The organism is Streptomyces sp. NPDC087263, assembly GCF_044744645.1.
In the GTDB taxonomy this organism is placed as follows: Bacteria; Actinomycetota; Actinomycetes; order Streptomycetales; family Streptomycetaceae; genus Streptomyces.
In genome coordinates, this window is sequence record NZ_JBIUYT010000004.1 from 745,214 (window position 1) to 763,585 (window position 18,372).

The following is an 18,372-nucleotide window of genomic DNA, read 5'->3' on the forward strand; positions in this document are numbered from 1 at the left end:
TCCGTATGGATGGACGTGAAGCGATACTTCCGTGGGCCGGTCATGTGGATCGTGCTGGCCGTCCTTGCCGTGGTCGTGTTGATGCAGGTCGTCGGCTCGTCCGGCGGCTACAAGACAGTGGACACCGGCCAGGTCGTCCAGGCGATCAATGACAACAAGGTCGAGTCGGCCAAGATCACCACCGGCGACGAGCAGATCATCAAGGTCTCTCTCAAGGATGGCGAGAAGGTCGACGGCAGCTCCAAGATCCAGGCGAGCTACATCGGCAACCAGGGCGTGACCCTGGCCGACACACTCCAGAACAAGTACCAGAGCAAGCAGATCCCGGACGGCTACACCGTGGCGCCGTCCAAGCAGAACCCCTTCCTGGGCATCCTGCTCTCGCTGCTGCCCTTCGTCCTCATCGTGGTCGTCTTCCTGTTCCTGATGAACCAGATGCAGGGCGGCGGCTCCCGGGTCATGAACTTCGGGAAGTCCAAGGCGAAGCTCATCACCAAGGACACCCCGAAGACGACGTTCGCCGATGTGGCGGGCTCGGACGAGGCGGTCGAGGAGCTCCACGAGATCAAGGAGTTCCTCCAGGAACCGGCGAAGTTCCAGGCCGTCGGGGCGAAGATCCCCAAGGGTGTGCTCCTCTACGGGCCTCCTGGAACCGGTAAGACGCTGCTCGCACGCGCTGTCGCGGGCGAGGCCGGCGTCCCCTTCTACTCGATCTCGGGTTCCGACTTCGTCGAGATGTTCGTCGGTGTCGGTGCCTCCCGAGTCCGAGACCTGTTCGAGCAGGCCAAGGCGAACGCTCCGGCGATCGTCTTCGTCGACGAGATCGACGCGGTCGGCCGTCATCGCGGCGCCGGCCTCGGCGGCGGTCACGACGAGCGCGAGCAGACGCTCAACCAGCTGCTCGTCGAGATGGACGGCTTCGACGTGAAGGGCGGCGTCATCCTGATCGCCGCCACGAACCGGCCCGACATCCTCGACCCGGCCCTCCTGCGCCCCGGCCGCTTCGACCGCCAGATCGCGGTCGACCGCCCGGACATGCAGGGCCGTCTGGAGATCCTCAAGGTTCACCAGAAGGGCAAGCCGGTCGCCCCCGGCGTCGACCTCAGTGCGGTCGCCCGGCGTACACCGGGCTTCACCGGCGCGGACCTGTCGAACGTGCTAAACGAAGCTGCGCTGCTCACCGCGCGCAACAACGGGAAGCTGATCGACAACGACATGCTGGACGAGGCGATCGACCGTGTGGTCGCGGGCCCGCAGAAGCGGACCCGGATCATGTCGGACAAGGAGAAGAAGATCACCGCGTACCACGAGGGCGGCCACGCCCTGGTCGCGGCGGCGTCTCCGAACTCCGACCCGGTCCACAAGATCACGATCCTGTCGCGTGGCCGTGCCCTCGGCTACACGATGGTCCTGCCGGACGAGGACAGGTACTCCACGACCCGCAACGAAATGCTCGACCAGCTGGCATACATGCTGGGCGGGCGCGCGGCCGAGGAGCTCGTCTTCCACGACCCGACCACGGGCGCTGCGAACGACATCGAGAAGGCCACGGCCACGGCCCGCGCGATGGTCACGCAGTACGGCATGACCGAGCGTCTTGGCGCGATCAAGTTCGGCGGCGACAACACCGAGCCCTTCCTGGGCCGGGAGATGTCGCACCCGCGTGACTACTCGGAAGAGGTCGCCGCGCTCGTCGACGAAGAGGTCAAGAAGCTCATCGAGAACGCGCACAACGAGGCCTGGGAAATCCTGGTCGAGAACCGCGACGTCCTCGACGCGCTGGTGCTCCAGCTGCTGGAGAAGGAGACGCTGAGCAAGGAGCAGATCGCCGAGGTCTTCACTCCGCTCGTGAAGCGCCCGGCCCGCCCCGCGTGGACCGGCTCCTCCCGGCGTACTCCGTCCACCCGCCCGCCGGTGCTCTCCCCCAAGGAGCTGTCACTGACGAACGGGTCGAACGGCGCGACGCCCGCCATCGCCAAGGCGACCGAGTCCGTCCCGGTGACGGAAGCAGTCCCGGAGGAGCGTCCCGAGAGCTGACGTCCACGGCTCCCGGTAGCCCCACCAGGCCCGGAATGAATGCCGCACCCCCCAGGTTCTAGCCTGGGGGGTGCGGCACTTTGGTGTGCCCGTACGGTGAACGCGTCGACCCGCGCGCGAGAGGCACAGGAACGAGGACCCACATGACCGACCCCGTGACGCTGGACGGCGAGGGCGCGATCGGCGAGTTCGACGAGAAGCGAGCCGAGAACGCCATACGAGAGCTCCTCATCGCGGTCGGCGAGGACCCTGACCGCGAGGGCCTGCGGGAGACCCCGGGGCGGGTGGCACGGGCGTACCGGGAGATATTCGCGGGCCTGTGGCAGGAGCCGGAGGACGTCCTGACGACGACGTTCGACCTGGGGCACGACGAGATGGTCCTGGTGAAGGACATCGAGGTGTTCAGCACATGTGAACACCACCTGGTCCCCTTCCGGGGTGTTGCGCACGTCGGCTACATTCCGGCCACCAGCGGCAAGATCACGGGGCTGTCCAAGCTGGCGCGGCTGGTGGACGTCTACGCCCGGCGGCCGCAGGTGCAGGAGCGGCTGACGACGCAGATCGCCGAGTCCCTGATGGAGATCCTGGAACCGCGCGGCGTGATCGTGGTCGTCGAGTGCGAGCACATGTGCATGTCGATGCGCGGCATCCGCAAGCCCGGCGCGAAGACGATCACGTCGGCGGTGCGGGGGCAGCTGCGGGATGCAGCTACGCGCAATGAGGCGATGAGCCTCATCATGGCGCGCTAGGTCCTGTCGTCAGCCGGGTGCGTTGCCCGCGGGTGCGCCGCCTGCCGGTGTTTCGCCTGCGGGTTCGTCGTGGCCTGGTCGCGCAGTTCCTCGCGCCCCTACGGGCGCCGGCTCGGGTCACATCGCCGGAGCCGTGCCGCCGTTCTCGTCGTCGTCCTCCGGGAGTTTGCAGACGCGCTCGAGGAAGAAGGCGGCCGCTATGACGCCGATGCCGGCGAGGACCGAGAAGCCGGCGTAGATGGCCTGGTCGCGGCGGGCGGGGATGTCCAGGGATTCGAGCAGGAACACGCCCGTGCCGCCGTACATGCCGGCGACCAGGGCGGCGACCAGGGCGCTGGCCTGGCCGAAGACGACGGCGCGGGCCGCCATCAGGGGGTCGACTCCCTTGGCGCCGGGGCGCCGCTCGCGCTGGGCCTTGAGGCGGCCGCGCAGCGAGAGCGCCGTGGCCAGCAGGACGACCGCGATCAGGGCCAGGACGATGGGGGCGGCCAGCGGGACCGAGGGGAGCGTGCCCACCGAGTTCCACAGGCGGGCACCTGCCCAGGACAGGGCTCCGGCGATGACGAACACCGCGGCCAGCGTCCTGATGCGCAGCTCTTTCACTCAGTTCCCCTCGCGATGACATGTCCCGGTTGCCGCAGGTGTCGGCCGGGGGCCGGGGGTCGTCCCCCGGGAGGACGCAGCCACTGTGCCCCTTCGGTCAACCGCCTGATGGTCGTCCTGACCTTAACGACTACTCGGGCAACTGGAGTTCCAGATCCGCGCGGGGCGCGACTCCGTCCCGGGTGACCGTCGCGAGGAGCTGGGCCACCGGGCCCCGGCCGGGGAGCTGTGCCTCGGGTTCCACGTCGTGCCAGGGGGCGAGGACGAAGGCCCGCTCGTGGGCGCGCGGGTGAGGGAGGGTCAGGACCGGGTCGTCGGAGACCACATCGGCGTACGCCACGATGTCCACGTCGATGGTGCGGGGGCCCCAGTGGTCCGCGCGCACCCGGTGGAAGGCCTCCTCGACCGCGTGGGCCCGCTCCAGGAGGGACGAGGGCGGCAGGGTCGTCCGGAGGACCACCACCGCGTTGAAGTACGTCGGCTGGCTGTCCGGGGCGACGCCCCAGGGCTCGGTCTCATAGACGGGGGAGACCGCTTTGACGCGGACGCCGGGGGTGTCCTCCAGGGCGTCGATGGCGCCCTGGAGGGTCTCCAGACGGTTGCCCAGGTTCGAACCGAGGGAGATCACCGCTCGCCTCGGGTTCTGCAGGGTCGTGTCGGCGGCGTCCACCTGCTGCGTCACGGAGGCGGGCACCGGCTGTACGGTCGGGTCGCTCTGACCCTCGGTGAAGAAGGCGGTCATACTCGGCTCCGGATGATGGTGACGGTCACGTCGTCGAAGGGCACCGTGATCGGCGCGTCCGGTTTGTGGACGCAGACCTCGACCTCCTGGACCGCGTCGTGCTTCAGGCACGTCTGGGCGATGCGCTCGGCCAGCGTCTCGATGAGATCGACGGGCTCGCCCGCGACGACGGCCACGACCTCCTCCGCCACGACGCCGTAGTGCACGGTCTTCGCCAGATCGTCGTCGGCCGCGGCCGCTCGGGTGTCCAGGCCCAGCGTCAGGTCCACGATGAAGGTCTGGCCCTCTTCCCGCTCCCTGGCGAAGACGCCATGGTGCCCACGGGCCTTGAGGCCGCGCAGCGCGACACGATCCACGCGAATCACTCCTGCAATCGTCGGTAGGGGCAGATATGTACCGAGTGCGGTCGGTACACCGGCCTCAAACGAATCTACCTGCGGACACTGACAGTCCTCGTCCGTGGGGCCGCCCGCCCGGTCGGCGGTCACGAGGCTTCATCGGGTGTTTCCCTTGGGGAACACGGCGGCTCACGGGTTGATAGCCGCCCCTACCCAGGGGTACGTGATTCCAACCACGCCTTGGTGCTCGCGGACCGCCTACCCACTCGACCGGACGGCTCACCCACTCGACCGGGTGTCCTCGCCTCAGCCGGGAGTGTCCTCGTCCTCCTCCTCGCTCGACTCGGCGAGGACGGGGGAGGCGTGGTGCGACCAGAGCTTCCAGCCGTAGGCCGTGCGGCGGAACACGTTCGTGGCGACCACCAGCTGGCCGACGAGCGGGCCGAGCTCGTCGCTGTCGTCGGGGGCGGGGCCGCCGCTGAGGATGTTCTCGGTGCAGGTGACCAGCGCCGTGTCGCCGACGACGGAGACGTGCACGTCGGTGAGGAAGAACTGGATGTACTCGGTGTTCGCCATGATCAGCGCGTACGAGCGCAGCACCTCGCCGCGGCCGTTGAGGACGGGCCAGCCGGGGTGGACGCAGGAGACTCCCGGGCCTCCCTCGTCCTCGGGGCCGCCCTCGACGATCTCGTCGGCCGTGTCCAGCGGGGCCAGCCAGAGAGAGGACAGCTCTTCGAAGTCGCCCCGCTCCAGGGCCTCGTAGAAGGCGGTGTTGGCGAGTTCGACCTGCTCGACGTCGGTGCGGGGGGCGCTCACCGGGCTCCTTCTACGGCCCTCGCGACGCGTACGGCGTCGGCCGTGGCGCGGACCTCGTGGACACGGACGGCCCACGCGCCCTGGTAGGCGGCGAGGGCGGAGACGGCGGCGGTGGCGGCGTCGCGTTCGCGCGCGGGCGGCGGGGCGCCTTCCGGGCCCGCCAGTACGCGGCCCAGGAACCGCTTGCGGGACGCGGCGACCAGCAAGGGGTGGCCGAGTTCGCCCAGGCGGTCGAGGTGGGCCAGGAGCAGCAGGTCGTGCTCGGAGTCCTTGGAGAAGCCGAGGCCCGGGTCGACGACGATCCTGTCGGGGGCGATGCCGCCGGCCAGCACGGCCTCCACGCGTGCGTGCAGCTCGTCGACGACTTCGGTGACGACGTCCTCGTACACCCCCTTCACGTTTCCGCCGTCCAGGAAACCGCGCCAGTGCATGACCACGAAGGGGGCGCCCGCCGCCGCGACGACCGGGATCATCGCGGGGTCGGCGAGGCCGCCGCTGACGTCGTTGACGAGGACGGCGCCCGCGGTGAGCGACTGCTCGGCGACGCTGGCGCGCATGGTGTCCACGGAGACGGTGACGCCCTCGGAGGCGAGTTCCCTGACGACGGGGATGACCCGCTTGAGCTCTTCGGCCTCGTCGACGCGGGTGGCGCCGGGGCGGGTGGACTCGCCGCCGACGTCCACGAGGTCGGCGCCCTCGGTGACCAGGCCGAGGCCGTGTTTGACGGCGGCCGTCGTGTCGAACCAGCGGCCCCCGTCGGAGAAGGAATCGGGAGTCACGTTCACGACTCCCATGACCGCGCAGCGGTCCCACGTCGGCAGTCCCGCGACTTGGCCGCGCCCGCGCTCAATGCTCATACGTCCAGCCTAGGCCTCTGGCAGGGGGCGGTTTCGCCCCTGTGGACAAGGGCTGCTTCCCGTCGGCGGGTGCGGGTCGCCGCGGGCAGGGGTCTTTTGGCCGCTTCGCGGCCTGTCTCTCACCCGCCCGCCCGGGTCATGGGGCCGCCGGGTCTACGCCGCCCGGACCCGCTCGGCCGCCGCGTGCGCGCAGGGACGCGCGGCCGCCCTCCGGCGGCGCAGCAGGCGTGGCAGGGCGAGGCTGACGAAGCCCTCCGCCTGTAGGGCGGCGAGGCCGATGCGGGGGAGGTCGCGGGAGGAGCCGTAGACGACGAAGCGGGGCTCCCAGCGTGGGCGGAACTTGGCGTTGAACTTGTACAGGGACTCGATCTGGAACCAGCGGGAGAGGAAGACCAACAGGCTCCGCCAGACGCGCAGCACGGGGCCCGCGCCGATCTTCTCGCCGCGCGCGAGAGCTGAGCGGAACATCGCGAAGTTCAGCGAGACCCGCTTGATTCCGAGGCCGGGGGCGGCCTGGAGCGCGGCCACGATGAGGAGTTCGTTCATGCCGGGGTCGGCGGAGCGGTCGCGGCGCATGAGGTCCAGTGACACGCCGTCGGTGCCCCACGGGACGAAGTGGAGGACGGCCTTCAGGTCGCCGTACGGGCCAAGGGCGCCGTACGTCCCATGGTGGGCGTACGCGCCAGGATCGGCGTACGAGCCGGGCTCCGCGCCGGTATCCGGCTCGTCGGGCCGGTCGGTCTTGTGGGCGGTGGCGATCAGGCAGTCCCCGTCGGCCGGGTCGCCGACGCGGCCCAGTGCCATGGAGAAGCCGCGTTCGGTGTCCGTGCCGCGCCAGTCCTCCGCGGCGCGCCGAATCCGCTCCAGTTCACCGTCGCTCAGGTCGCGGACGCGCCGTACCCGGGTCTCGTAGCCGGCTCTCTCGATGCGTTTCACCATCTGGCGCACGTTCCGCATCGCGCGCCCGGCCAGGGAGAAATCCGCGACATCCACCACCGCCTCGTCTCCCAGTTCGAGGGCGTCGAGACCCGTCTCGCGGGTCCACACCTCGCCGCCGGTCTCGGAGCAGCCCATGACGGCGGGCGTCCAGGAGTGCGCCTTGGCCTCGTCCATGAACCGCTCGATGGCGCCGGGCCAGGCCTCCACGTCGCCGACCGGGTCGCCGCTCGCCAGCATCACTCCCGACACGACGCGGTACGTCACCGCCGCTTTGCCGCTCGGCGAGAAGACGACCGCCTTGTCGCGGCGGAGCGCGAAGTGGCCGAGCGAGTCGCGGCCGCCGTGCTTCTCCAGGAGGGCGCGCAGGCGCGTCTCGTCGTCCTGGGTGAGGCGGGCGGCCGGGTGTTCGGGGCGCAAGGCGAGGTAGATCGTGGTGATCGCGGTCAGCAGGCCCAGCGCGCCGAGGGAGACGGCGACCGTCCAGGAGGTGGGGCCCGTGTAGTCGAGGGGTCCTTGGAAGCCGAACAGGCCGTACAGCACGTGGGTGATGCGGTCGGCCAGGCTCGGGTCGCCGATCATCCGGTTCGCGTGGACGCTGACGATGACCAGTCCGAGCAGCAGCGAACCGGCGCCCATGAGAACGAAGTTGGCGAGCGCGCGCCAGCGGCTGCGCGGATCCGGCAGGGCGGCGAACTCGTCACGGTGGCGCAGCAGTGGCGCGAGCAGGGCCAGCGAGATGGCGACGCCGATGAGCGAGTGCCGGTACGCGAACTGCGCGACCGCGCCTGCCGGGAGCAGGATGACGGCGGCCCGCCAGGCTCGGCGCTTGCGGCGGCGCAGTCCGTGGGCGAGCAGCAGCAGGAGTACGCCGGTGCTGAGCGACAGCGCGGCGGCGAACGGCCCGAGCGCACCCGGCAGTACCTCGGCGGCGCTGTGCATACGGCTGTTCCTGAAGCGCGGGAAGACCCCGGCGGCGATGTCCAGGAGCCCCACGACCGTGCAGGCCCTGGCGATCAGGGCAGGCACCGCGTCGGGACGCGGACCCCGGACCAGCGAGTCACGGACCATGCGCCGCGCGTGCTCCGTTCGGCCCGGAACCTCGACCGACATTTCACGCTCTACCCTGACAGACATCGCACCCTGTGGTTCTGCGAGAGACCTTGGCTTCCGGGGCCATTCCGGCATCCGGCGACATTACGCCCTCTAGGACGGTGTCTTGGGGGTGCAGGTTCACTCCTTACAGGAAAGCTGGGTCAAAGGTCGGGGAAAGTGCCGGGCAAGTGCTCGCGAAGGTGCGGGGGCGGGCCCGGGACGGAAAGTGCGGGCAGAACAGCTCATGGGTCTCACGAGTAACAACGTGCTGGTGTCGGCGGTCGTACTCGCCGTGCTGCTGTTCGTCGGCACGGTGTGGCTGTGGCCGCGGCTGGCGCGGCCCAACTGGCGGGCCGTCAGCGGCCGGATCGGCCTGTTGCTGACCACCCAGGTGGTGGTCTTCGCCTCGGTCGGCCTCGGCGCGAACCAGGCGTTCGGCTTCTACGCCGGCTGAGCCGACCTCTTCGGCGGGGAGAACGGCGAGGGTGTGGTCGTCGACCACGACGGCGCGGGCGGCGGTCCCCTCCAGGTGGTCGACACCCAGGAGGTGAACGTGGCGGGCGGTTCCCGGCCACCGGTCGGCGGCCAGATCCAGAAGATCGACATTGTGGGCCGTACGACACACATCGCCACTCCGGCGTACGTCTATCTGCCCCCGGAGTACTTCCAGTCGCGGTATCGCACCCGCACCTTCCCGGCCGCCGCGGTCCTCACCGGATACCCGGGCACCGCCGAGGCGCTCATCAAGGCTCTGCATTACCCGCGGACGGCCCATGAGTTGGCCAGGGACGGCGCAATGCAGCCGATGATCCTTGTCATGCTGCGGCCGACCGTCGCGCCCCCGCGCGATACCGAGTGCGTGGACATCCCGGGTGGCCCGCAGACCGAGTCGTTCTTCGCCAGGGATCTCCCCGACGCCGTATCGGCCCACTACAGGGTGGGTGAAAAACCGGGCGGCTGGGGTGTCATCGGCGACTCCACGGGCGGCTATTGCGCGCTGAAACTCGCCATCCACCACCCCGAGGTGTACGCGGCGGGGCGGGCCTGTCGGCGTACTACAAGGCGCCCGTCGACGCCACGACGGGCGACCTCTTCCACGGGAACGAGGAGCTGCGGAACAGCGCCGACCTGCGGTGGTGCCTGTTGCACAGGCCCGCGCCCGACACCTCACTGCTCGTCACCAGCAGCAAGGTGGGCGAGGTCGACCACCAGGACACGCTGGAGTTCATCGAGCTGGTGAAGTCGAAGCGGCCCACCCGGATCTCGTCGATCATCCTCGACAGCGGCGGTCACAACTTCAACACCTGGCGGCGGGAAATCCCGGGGACGCTGGAGTGGATGAGCGGGCGGCTGAGCGACCGCTGAGCCACCGGCCGTTCAAATCGATCTCCGGGCGAATGCGCGGCGAGGTTCACGGATAGGGCAGCCGCCTTCGGGGGATACGGCGCCTTCGGGATGTGCCCCCTTTGGGGATACACGGTGACGTTCACGGAATTTCACATCGTGGAGAAAACCGTGGAGAAATGGGGCGAAGGGCTTGATCAAGTAAGGGGGCACGTGTCCACAGGGGCCGCGGAGTCGCGTGAAGGCTACGAGCTGGTTGTGTTTTTACCGGGCGGGGCACCAAGATTCGCCTACTCGCGGTAAGTTTCTGGCCATGCCACGTGGACGTCACCGTCATTCCCCGCCTCTGCACAGGCTGCTGCCCCCGTCGGCGATCGCGGCCGTCTCGCTCGTCTGCGCCGTGGGGCCCTGGCTGTTCACGGAGGCGATGGTGCTCCGCGGGCTGGCCGGGGGTGCCGCGCTGACGGCGGTCCTCGGTGCGGTCGTCATGCGCCGCTGGGACTGGTCCGCGGGCAAACAGGTCGCTGACCTCGAGCGCGCGCGAGTGAGCGACGAGTGGCGTTTCGAGGAGCGCGTCGCCGAACTGGAGACGGACCTCGACGAGTCGCGCGAGCTGCGCGTCAAGCTGGAGCACAAACTGCGTGCGAAGCGGACCGAGTTGGCGGGCCTGCGCAACGAACACGCGGCGCTGCTCAGGCGGTACGCCACGGCGGAGACGGAGCGGGCCACCGCCCTGGAAGGGCGCCGACTGCTCGAGATAGAGACGATAGAGACGCCGGATCCGGAGCAGGATCCCGCGCTGACGGCTTCAGAGGAGCCGGCGGACTCCAAGACGGCTGAGGGGACCGAGGCGACAGAGACGGCTGAGGCGACCGAAGCGACCGAGACGCTTGAGGCTTCCGACGCGGCTGAGGGTTCTGAGGCGGTTTCCGCCGGGCCGGACGCCGACGGGGCCGACGGGGACTTCGGGGCAGTTGACGCCGGCGAGGCAGCCGAGGGCCAGGGAGTCGAGGCTCAGGGCGAGGCCGATGCGCCGAAGTCCCCCGAGGTCTTCTCCCCGAGCGGCTCGTCGCTCTTCCTACGGGCCAACGCGGCGCTGAACCGGATCGCGAACGGCGAGACGGAGACGGCCCCGGACGCGGCCCTCGAGACGACCCCGGAGACGGACTCCGAGACGGACCCGGCGACGGAGAACGCCCCGGATCCGGACGGATCGGCGCCGAGCGAGTCGGCGCACGAGGGTTCGACGGAGGCGGAGCCGGAGACCGGGGCCGGGGCCGAGGCCGGCGCGGACACCGTGGCGAGTGCGTCGGAAGGCGCCGCCGCCGCGGGGGAGGGTGAGGCGGCGGGAAAGCCCGAGGCGGTCGGCGGACATGAGCCCGCGGCCGCCGAGGCAAAGCCCGCCCCGGCATCGCCCGCGCAAGAGGCCCCTTCCTCCGCGTCGCCCCAGAGCACGGACCCCGCGGACCACACGCACCCGTCCACACGCCCGGACCGGCCGACGCCGCCGGAGCGCCCGACGCCCCAGAGGCCGGTGAAGCCCATCAAGCCGGTGCGGCCCGCTCCGTCCGCCGGGCACTTCACCGTGCCGACCGCGGTGGCCGTCGCACCGGCCGCGCCCGTACGGCGTCCGTCCGTCGAGGGCGGCTTCGACTTCTTCGGTACGCAGCAGGAGTCCTCCCCGGAGACCGTGCAGACCGTGCAGAACGAGGACCTCGCGGACGTGGTCGGCGAGGAGGCGCTCGCCCTGCACAAGGCGGAGGCCGAGGCCGGCTTCAAGCCTGCGGACGAGGAGTCCCGTGGCGTCGGCCAGGTCATCGACCTGACCGTCCATGACGAGACCGAGCGGATCGACATGGGCGAGCTGCGGAGCGCGGTTTCCTGACACGGCGGTCGTCCTACGACGTGAGGGTGGGCGGTGGCACACAGCCACCGCCCACCCTCACGTCGTAGGACCACTCACGCCATCCACCGGTCCGGCCGGGCCTCCCGCCGCCCCGTGCGGGACCGGTCGGCCTGGGACTGGAGCAGCTCCGCCGCCTCGGAGGCGTCCCGCAGCCGCGCCGTCACCGTCTTGTTGGCCCCCGTGTCCACATGGACGTCGGCAAGCCCCTTGAAGCGGGCCCAGGGCCCCTGCTCCAGCCGTACGCTCTGGACCTTCGCGTGCGGCACGAGCGCGACGCTGCGGCGCAGCAGGCCGTGGCGGGCCACGAAGACCGTGTCGGTGACCGCGAGTCCGTACCCCCGCCACCAGAACGGCACGCACCATCCGGCCCGGCGCGGCGGCCGTGACAGGGTCGGCACGGTCACTCCCGGCAGCACCCGCGCGATCATCGCCTCGGCGACCTCGCGCGGAGCGACCGGCACGAGTACCGAGTTCGAGGACCCGGCCACGTTCAGCTCCACCCGCACCCAGTCGCGCCGCCGCCACAGCAGTGGTTCGACGATCTGTACGGTCTGCACGCGCCCCGGTGGCACCGTCTCGTGTGTACGGTCCAGGAGCCCGTGGTCGATCCGCAGCCCGTCCGGCGATTCGCCCACCGTCCAGTCGTACTCGCTGACGAACCGCCCCAGGCTGCTCGCGCCCGCCGCGCCGAGCAGGGGCAGCGCGGTCGCGAGGACCGTCCACACGCTGTGGGTGGCCAGCCAGAGCAGCGACGGTACGACGAGCGCGGCGGCCAGCGTTCCCCAGGTGGCGCCGGTGAGCAGCAGGGAGACGGCGAGCTTGCCCGCCGGTACGTGCAGCAGTTGTCGTACGGGCGCCTCGCCGACCTCGTGCGCGGTCTCGGGGGCGAAACCGGCCGCGCGGGCGAGCAGTTCGGCGCGCAGGGTGCGGGCCTCCTCCTCGCCGAGATAGGCCAGTTCGTCCTTCTTGTCCGTCCCGATGACGTCGAGTTTGAGCTTGGTGACGCCCGCGACGCGCGCCAGCAGCGGCTGGGTGACGTCGACGGCCTGGAGCCGGTCGAGCCGGATGTGCGCGGTGCGCCGGAACAACAGGCCGGTACGGATGCGCAGTTCGGTGTCGGTCACCGCGAAGTGCGTGAACCACCAGGTCAGAAAGCCGTAGAGGGTGCCGCCCAGGACGGCCGCGGCGAACCCGAGGAGGAGCGTGGTGGTGGCGAGTTTGGTGAGCTGCTCCTGTGCCTGGTTGGGGTCGTGCACGGCCCATCCGGCGACGACCGCGATCGGCGCCCACGCGCGTCGCAGGGGCGTCACGGGGTGCAGGCGCCGCTCGGTGAGCGGGTTCCCGTCCTCTATGCCCTTGTCGGCGTCCAGAGACACCGTGGGCGGCGTCGTCACAGCCCTGCCGATCGGGCTTCGCCCAGCTCGGTGAGCCGGTCGCGCAGCCGCTCGGCCTCGGCCGGGTCGAGGCCGGGGATGCGGGCGTCGGTCGCCGCGGCCGCCGTGTGCAGCTGCACGCTCGCGAGCCCGAAGTGCCGCTCGACGGGCCCGGAGGTCACCTCGACCAACTGCATCCGTCCGTACGGCACCACGGTCTCCTCGCGCCACAGCACACCCTTGCTGATCAGCAGGTCGTCCACGCGCTCGGCGTACCGCCAGGACTGCCAGTTGCGCCCCAGCATCCGCCAGCCCCACGCCAGCAGGGCCAGTGGCAGCAGGGCGAAGGCGGCCCAGGGTGGCCCGGCGAACAGCCAGAACAGCAGGCCCACCGCGATGGTCAGCAGCCCCAGCCACACCACCATCAGCAGGCGCCGCATCCGCAGCAGCCCGCGTGGCAGCCCGGTCCAGACCGGTTCGGTCGCCGTGTTTCCGGTGGTGTCCATGCTCCCCGTCTCCATATGGCAAGCGTACGTACGAGACACTGTGCCCATGACTCCCACGACGGAGACCATGGTCGGCATCGGCGGCGCCGCGGAGAGCACCGACATGGTGCTCAACATCGGGCCCCAGCACCCGTCCACGCACGGTGTACTGCGGTTGAAACTCGTCCTTGACGGCGAGCGGATCCGGCGCGCGGAGCCGGTCATCGGCTATATGCACCGCGGCGCCGAGAAGCTCTTCGAGGCGCGCGACTACCGCCAGATCATCATGCTCGCCAACCGCCACGACTGGCTGTCCGCCTTCGCCAACGAACTGGGCGTCGTCCTCGCCGTCGAGCGGATGCTCGGCATGGAGGTCCCCCAGCGCGCGGTCTGGACGCGCACCCTGCTCGCGGAACTGAACCGTGTCCTGAACCATCTGATGTTCCTGGGTTCGTACCCCCTGGAGCTGGGCGGAATCACGCCGATCTTCTACGCCTTCACGGAGCGCGAGGAGCTCCAGCACGTCATGGAGGAGGTCTCCGGCGGCCGCATGCACTACATGTTCAACCGGGTCGGCGGCCTCAAGGAGGACCTTCCGGCCGGATGGACCACCCGCGCGCGTGCCTCTGTCGCGTCCCTGCGCTCCCGTATGGACCGGTTCGACGACCTGGTGCTCGGCAACGAGATCTTCAGGGGGCGTACGCGGGGCGTGGGGGCGCTCACGCCGGAGGCCGTGCACGCGTACGGCGTGAGCGGGCCGATCGCGCGCGCCTCCGGAGTCGACTTCGACCTCCGCCGGGACGAGCCGTATCTCGCGTACGGGGAACTCCAGGACACCCTGAAGGTGGTCACGCGCCAGGAGGGCGACTGTCTGGCCCGCTTCGAGTGCCTCCTGGAGCAGACCCACAACGCGCTCGACCTCGCGGACGCCTGCCTCGACCGGCTCGCCGACCTTCCGCCCGGCCCGATCAACCAGCGGCTGCCCAAGGTCCTGAAGGCGCCCGAGGGCCACACGTACGCGTGGACCGAGAACCCCCTCGGCATCAACGGCTACTACCTGGTGAGCAAGGGCGAGAAGACCCCGTACCGGCTGAAGCTGCGCTCGGCCTCGTTCAACAACATCCAGGCGCTCACCGAACTGCTGCCGGGCACCCTGGTCTCGGACATGGTGGCGATCCTGGGGTCACTGTTCTTCGTGGTCGGGGACATCGACAAGTAGGCCGTCGCCGGGCGGGTCGCCGACAAGTGGGCCGTCGCCGGGCGGGTCGCCGACAAGTAGGCCATCACCGGGCCGGTTTGGAATTCCCACCGGCTGGAGCAGCCAGCCGAAGTCACCCAGGCCGCCGGGCGCGGTCAGTTCGGCCGCCTCGCCGGCGTTCGCGAGGGCGCGTACGTACGCGACGGGGTCCGTGGACGCGAGGGCGAGCGCTGGGCGTGCGCCGCTCACGCCCAGCGCGCGCAGCGCGTCCCGCTGGGTCATCACGCGCCCCCCGGGCAGCGCGCACGCGTCGAGCGCCACGTGTGCGGTGATGTCGCACGAGCCGTCCGGGACAGGCACCGTCTCCCGCCCCTCCCGGAAGCCCGTGAGGGTCCCGAACGGCGGCCGCGCGCCGAGCGTGTGCGCGTAGTCGACGGCCACGGCGAGACCGCGTCCGAGGGAGGCGACGGCGGAGGCCCAGGCGACATCCCTGGGGAGCCCGATTTCGGCGCGGGCTTCTTCGACGCGGGCTCCTTCGGAGGGCAGCGGCCACCACTTCCGCAGCCATTCCGCTTCCGCCCCTGCGACCGGATCCGCGAGGCGTTCGGTCCCGTCCCGGCGTACGAGAACCACGCGCGCCACGCCCTGCGAGTCCACCTCGGCGACCTCCACGGGCACGTTGTCCAGCCACTCGTTGGCGAACAGCAGTCCGGTGACGCCCTTCGGGGGCTCGGCGAGCCACTCGATCCGGTGATCAAGACCGGCGGGGCGGTCGGCGCGTTCGACGGCGTACCCGCGCGCGCGGGAGGCCACTTCGGCGGGGAGCGCGGCGAGGACGGCGGTCACGAGCTCGCCGCGGCCCGCCGCCATGTCGACGAAGGCGAGCGAGGAGGGGCGGTCCAGCACCTCGTCGACCTGGCAGAGCAGCCGGGCTACGGCCCCCGCGAAGAGCGGGGAGGCGTGCACCGAGGTGCGGAAGTGGCCGGCCGGCCCCTCGGGCCTGCGGTAGAAGCCGCGGGGCCCGTACAGCGCCTCCTCCGTCGCCTCGCGCCAACCCCGGAACCCGTCCGTTTCCTCACGTCTCACGGAGTCAGGCTAAGCGCCGGGGACCCCCGGGCCTCCACCTTGGGGAGTACGCCCGGCGGTTGCGGATCGATCCTCCGGTTGACCCCTGCACACTGCACGCTTCCCTACTCTGGGTTACGTGCAGCGCCTCTATGACTTTCTCCGCAGGCACCCGACGTGGGTCGACAGCTTCTGGGCCGTCGTCCTGCTCGGGATCACCGGCGTGAATCTCAGCAGCGTCGCGGGGGTGCGGGAGAACCACCACGGCTCGCCCGAGGTGGCCCTCCCGATCGCCGTCGTCCTGTGCCTGACCGTCGCGCTGCGCCGCCGGATGCCCGAGAAGATGCTGCTCCTGGTCGCCGCGATGGGCGTCGTACAGCTGGCCGCCGACGTCGAGGTGATGGCGGCCGACTTCGCGATGCTGGTGACCATCTACACCGTCGCCGCGGACGGCGCCCGCTGGGCCTCCCGCTTCGCGCTGACCGGCGGTCTGGCCGCGGGAACCATCTCGCAGATCCGCTGGCCCCAGTCGGACACGAGCGCGCTGGGCATCGTCCTGATAGCCGTCTTCCAGACGGTGCCCTTCGCACTCGCCTGGGTGCTCGGCGACTCCATCCGCACCCGCCGCGCCTACCTCGCCCAGCTGGAGGAGCGCGCCGCCCGCCTGGAGAAGGAGCGCGAGGCCCAGTCCAAGGTCGCGGTGGCCGCCGAGCGCGCCCGGATCGCCCGCGAACTGCACGACGTCGTCGCGCACAACGTCTCGGTGATGGTGGTCCAGGCCGACGGCGCCGCGTACGTCATGGACACCGCCCCGGACCAGGCCAGGAAGGCCCTGGAGACCATCTCGGGAACCGGCCGCCAGGCCCTCGCCGAGATGCGCCGCCTGCTCGGCGTACTGCGCACCGGCGAGCACCAGGAAACCGGCGAGTACGTGCCACAGCCCGACGTCGAGCAGCTCGACGACCTCATCGCGCAGTGCCGTACCTCCGGCCTCCCCGTCGACTTCAAGGTCGAGGGCACCCCGCGCCCCCTCCCCAGCGGCGTCGAACTCACGGCGTACCGCATCGTCCAGGAGGCGCTCACCAACACGCGCAAGCACGGCGGCCCGAACACGGGCGCCAGCGTGCGCCTGGTCTACTTCGACGACGGCCTCGGACTGCTCGTCGAGGACGACGGCAAGGGCGCACCCCACGAGCTGTACGAGGAGGGGGGCGCCGACGGCCAGGGACACGGCCTGATCGGTATGCGGGAGCGCGTCGGTATGGTCGGCGGCACCCTGGACGCGGGACCGCGTCCAGGCGGCGGCTTCCGCATCAGCGCCCTGCTGCCGCTGAAGCCCGCGAACTGACACCTGTGGCCGCCGCCTCAGCGACCCCTTTTGAAGCTAGACCCTGATTTTTGACTTTGACGGAAACGGAAGAGGCCCCCCGATGACGATCCGCGTGATGCTCGTCGACGACCAGGTGCTGCTGCGCACCGGGTTCCGGATGGTGCTTGACGCCCAGCCGGACATGGAGGTCGTGGCCGAGGCGGGCGACGGCGTCGAGGCCCTTCAGGTGCTGCGCGCTACCGAGGTCGACGTGGTGCTGATGGACGTACGCATGCCGAAGCTGGACGGCGTCGAGGCGACCCGCCGCATCTGCTCGGACCCCAATCCGCCGAAGGTGCTGATCCTCACCACCTTCGACCTCGACGAGTACGCCTTCTCGGGGCTGAAGGCCGGCGCCTCCGGCTTCATGCTCAAGGACGTGCCGCCCGGCGAACTCCTCACCGCCATCCGCTCGGTGCACAGCGGCGACGCCGTGGTCGCGCCCTCCACCACCCGGCGCCTGCTCGACCGGTTCGCGCCGCTGCTGCCGCACGCCGGCAAGGAGCCCCAGCACAAGGAGCTGGAGCGGCTCACCGGCCGCGAGCGCGAGGTCATGATCCTGGTTGCGCAGGGTCTGTCGAACGGGGAGATCGCGGCGCACCTCGTGCTCTCCGAGGCGACCGTGAAGACGCACGTGGGGCGCATCCTGACGAAGCTGGGGCTGCGCGACCGGGTGCAGGTGGTCGTCCTCGCGTACGAGACGGGGCTGGTGCGGGCGGGTGGGCAGGGCTGACGGTGTGGACGCCGGGGGGCGTGACCGGCGCGTGACCGGCGCCCACTAGGGTCTGCGCATGCTCCTGTGGATCAACGGCCCCTTCGGGGGCGGCAAGTCACAGACCGCACATGAGATCCAGCGACGGCTGCCGGGCAGCGTCGTCTGCGACCCGGAACACGCCGGGTTCGGTCTGCGCCGCATGCTGCCGCCGGAACTGCGCGGCAACTTCCAGGATTTCACCTCCTGGCGGCAGGGCGTGGTCGAGGTGCTCGACCTCGCCCTCAGCAAGCACGACGGCGTGGTCATCGCCCCCATGACGGTCACGAATCCCCGCTACTTCGAGGAGACCGTCGGGCGGCTGCGCGAACGGGACCACGACGTACGCCACTTCACGCTTCTCGCCGAACGCGAGACCGTACTGAAGCGGCTGCGCGAACGCGGCCTCGGTCACCTCCTCCAGTACGTCGCCGGCAAGGACGCCCCGCTGCGCCGCGAGAGTTGGGCCGTGGGACAGCTCGACCACTGTCTGGAGCGGCTGCGCGAGCCGGAGTTCGCGGAGCACCTGTGGACCGATCACACGACGGTCGCCAGGACGGCGGACCGGATCGCGGTGCTGGCGGGTCTGACGCTGACGCCGAACAAGGACGGCGTGCTGCGGGGGCGGCTGCGGCGGGCGTGGACGAGCGCGCGGCACATCCGGTTCGACTGAGCCGCGGTGGCTGGGGGGTGCGTTGGTTCCCCCCC

General features: G+C 70.6%; 16 protein-coding genes and 1 pseudogene. 8 read left to right on the forward strand and 9 right to left on the reverse strand.

Features of this window, described 5'->3' with window-relative positions:
• The first annotated feature begins 9 nt into the window (after positions 1 to 9).
• On the forward strand, positions 10 to 2,037 hold the full coding sequence (ftsH, locus tag ACIPC1_RS16740; protein ID WP_402517663.1) for an ATP-dependent zinc metalloprotease FtsH: 2,028 nt from the start codon (positions 10 to 12) through the stop codon (positions 2,035 to 2,037).
• A 143-nt stretch (positions 2,038 to 2,180) separates the two neighbouring features.
• Positions 2,181 to 2,786: a GTP cyclohydrolase I FolE gene (folE, locus tag ACIPC1_RS16745; RefSeq protein ID WP_402517502.1), complete on the forward strand. Its 606-nt coding sequence runs from the start codon at positions 2,181 to 2,183 to the stop codon at positions 2,784 to 2,786.
• 117 nt (positions 2,787 to 2,903) lie between these two features.
• Here folE and ACIPC1_RS16750 read toward each other — a convergent pair whose 3' ends face one another.
• The 6 genes from ACIPC1_RS16750 to ACIPC1_RS16775 form a co-directional block, all read right to left on the reverse strand.
• The gene (locus ACIPC1_RS16750; protein ID WP_384389543.1) at positions 2,904 to 3,389 is read right to left on the reverse strand and encodes a DUF3180 domain-containing protein; all 486 of its coding nucleotides are present in this window, start codon (positions 3,387 to 3,389) and stop codon (positions 2,904 to 2,906) included.
• A 130-nt stretch (positions 3,390 to 3,519) separates the two neighbouring features.
• On the reverse strand, positions 3,520 to 4,131 hold the full coding sequence (gene folK, locus ACIPC1_RS16755; RefSeq protein ID WP_384389540.1) for a 2-amino-4-hydroxy-6-hydroxymethyldihydropteridine diphosphokinase: 612 nt from the start codon (positions 4,129 to 4,131) through the stop codon (positions 3,520 to 3,522).
• On the reverse strand, positions 4,128 to 4,487 hold the full coding sequence (folB, locus tag ACIPC1_RS16760; RefSeq protein ID WP_402517503.1) for a dihydroneopterin aldolase: 360 nt from the start codon (positions 4,485 to 4,487) through the stop codon (positions 4,128 to 4,130). Before folB ends, folK begins: the two co-directional genes overlap by 4 nt.
• A gap of 288 nt (positions 4,488 to 4,775) precedes the next feature.
• On the reverse strand, positions 4,776 to 5,285 hold the full coding sequence (locus ACIPC1_RS16765; protein WP_402517506.1) for a nuclear transport factor 2 family protein: 510 nt from the start codon (positions 5,283 to 5,285) through the stop codon (positions 4,776 to 4,778).
• The gene (gene folP, locus ACIPC1_RS16770; RefSeq protein WP_402517509.1) at positions 5,282 to 6,142 is read right to left on the reverse strand and encodes a dihydropteroate synthase; all 861 of its coding nucleotides are present in this window, start codon (positions 6,140 to 6,142) and stop codon (positions 5,282 to 5,284) included. The genes ACIPC1_RS16765 and folP overlap by 4 nt, the downstream gene beginning before the upstream one ends.
• A 153-nt stretch (positions 6,143 to 6,295) precedes the next feature.
• On the reverse strand, positions 6,296 to 8,191 hold the full coding sequence (locus ACIPC1_RS16775; protein ID WP_402517665.1) for a phosphatidylglycerol lysyltransferase domain-containing protein: 1,896 nt from the start codon (positions 8,189 to 8,191) through the stop codon (positions 6,296 to 6,298).
• A gap of 226 nt (positions 8,192 to 8,417) precedes the next feature.
• Here ACIPC1_RS16775 and ACIPC1_RS16780 point away from each other — a divergent pair.
• Both ACIPC1_RS16780 and ACIPC1_RS16785 read left to right on the forward strand, forming a co-directional pair.
• A pseudogene (locus ACIPC1_RS16780) lies at positions 8,418 to 9,538 on the forward strand (alpha/beta hydrolase).
• A 292-nt stretch (positions 9,539 to 9,830) separates the two neighbouring features.
• Complete coding sequence (locus tag ACIPC1_RS16785; RefSeq protein ID WP_402517511.1) at positions 9,831 to 11,402, forward strand: hypothetical protein; 1,572 nt, start codon at positions 9,831 to 9,833, stop codon at positions 11,400 to 11,402.
• Between the two features lie 74 nt (positions 11,403 to 11,476).
• Here the strand turns inward: ACIPC1_RS16785 and ACIPC1_RS16790 are convergent, their stop codons facing one another.
• Positions 11,477 to 12,817 carry a PH domain-containing protein gene (locus ACIPC1_RS16790; protein WP_402517513.1) on the reverse strand — a complete coding sequence of 447 codons (1,341 nt, stop codon included), beginning with the start codon at positions 12,815 to 12,817 and terminating at the stop codon, positions 11,477 to 11,479.
• Positions 12,814 to 13,317, reverse strand: coding sequence for a PH domain-containing protein (locus ACIPC1_RS16795; protein WP_402517515.1), 504 nt, complete (start codon positions 13,315 to 13,317; stop codon positions 12,814 to 12,816). The genes ACIPC1_RS16790 and ACIPC1_RS16795 overlap by 4 nt, the downstream gene beginning before the upstream one ends.
• A gap of 31 nt (positions 13,318 to 13,348) precedes the next feature.
• On the opposite strand from ACIPC1_RS16795, the gene ACIPC1_RS16800 reads away from it, so the two are divergent.
• On the forward strand, positions 13,349 to 14,500 hold the full coding sequence (locus tag ACIPC1_RS16800; RefSeq protein WP_402517518.1) for an NADH-quinone oxidoreductase subunit D: 1,152 nt from the start codon (positions 13,349 to 13,351) through the stop codon (positions 14,498 to 14,500).
• Here ACIPC1_RS16800 and ACIPC1_RS16805 read toward each other — a convergent pair.
• A complete protein-coding gene (locus ACIPC1_RS16805; protein WP_402517519.1) occupies positions 14,465 to 15,565 on the reverse strand; it encodes an SAM-dependent methyltransferase in 1,101 nt (366 codons plus the stop codon). The two genes, ACIPC1_RS16800 and ACIPC1_RS16805, sit on opposite strands and share 36 nt — an antisense overlap.
• Before the next feature lie 118 nt (positions 15,566 to 15,683).
• On the opposite strand from ACIPC1_RS16805, the gene ACIPC1_RS16810 reads away from it, so the two are divergent.
• The 3 genes from ACIPC1_RS16810 (at position 15,684) to ACIPC1_RS16820 (ending at position 18,337) form a co-directional block, all read left to right on the forward strand.
• The gene (locus ACIPC1_RS16810; RefSeq protein WP_402517522.1) at positions 15,684 to 16,892 is read left to right on the forward strand and encodes a sensor histidine kinase; all 1,209 of its coding nucleotides are present in this window, start codon (positions 15,684 to 15,686) and stop codon (positions 16,890 to 16,892) included.
• 82 nt (positions 16,893 to 16,974) lie between these two features.
• Positions 16,975 to 17,646, forward strand: a complete 672-nt coding sequence (locus ACIPC1_RS16815; protein WP_402517524.1) for a response regulator — start codon at positions 16,975 to 16,977, stop codon at positions 17,644 to 17,646.
• Positions 17,647 to 17,704: 58 nt separating this feature from the next.
• A complete protein-coding gene (locus tag ACIPC1_RS16820; protein WP_402517527.1) occupies positions 17,705 to 18,337 on the forward strand; it encodes an AAA family ATPase in 633 nt (210 codons plus the stop codon).
• The last annotated feature ends 35 nt before the right edge of the window (positions 18,338 to 18,372 follow it).

Excerpts from the sequence above, each read along its gene's own strand:
- folP (WP_402517509.1), bottom strand. The coding sequence starts at position 6,142 with ATGAGCATTGAGCGCGGGCGCGGCCAAGTCGCGGGACTGCCGACGTGG.
- ACIPC1_RS16800 (WP_402517518.1), top strand. The coding sequence starts at position 13,349 with ATGACTCCCACGACGGAGACCATGGTCGGCATCGGCGGCGCCGCGGAG.
- ACIPC1_RS16795 (WP_402517515.1), bottom strand. The coding sequence starts at position 13,317 with ATGGAGACGGGGAGCATGGACACCACCGGAAACACGGCGACCGAACCG.
- ACIPC1_RS16785 (WP_402517511.1), top strand. The coding sequence starts at position 9,831 with ATGCCACGTGGACGTCACCGTCATTCCCCGCCTCTGCACAGGCTGCTG.
- ftsH (WP_402517663.1), top strand. The coding sequence starts at position 10 with ATGGACGTGAAGCGATACTTCCGTGGGCCGGTCATGTGGATCGTGCTG.
- ACIPC1_RS16820 (WP_402517527.1), top strand. The coding sequence starts at position 17,705 with ATGCTCCTGTGGATCAACGGCCCCTTCGGGGGCGGCAAGTCACAGACC.
- ACIPC1_RS16775 (WP_402517665.1), bottom strand. The coding sequence starts at position 8,191 with ATGTCGGTCGAGGTTCCGGGCCGAACGGAGCACGCGCGGCGCATGGTC.
- folK (WP_384389540.1), bottom strand. The coding sequence starts at position 4,131 with ATGACCGCCTTCTTCACCGAGGGTCAGAGCGACCCGACCGTACAGCCG.
- folE (WP_402517502.1), top strand. The coding sequence starts at position 2,181 with ATGACCGACCCCGTGACGCTGGACGGCGAGGGCGCGATCGGCGAGTTC.
- ACIPC1_RS16815 (WP_402517524.1), top strand. The coding sequence starts at position 16,975 with ATGACGATCCGCGTGATGCTCGTCGACGACCAGGTGCTGCTGCGCACC.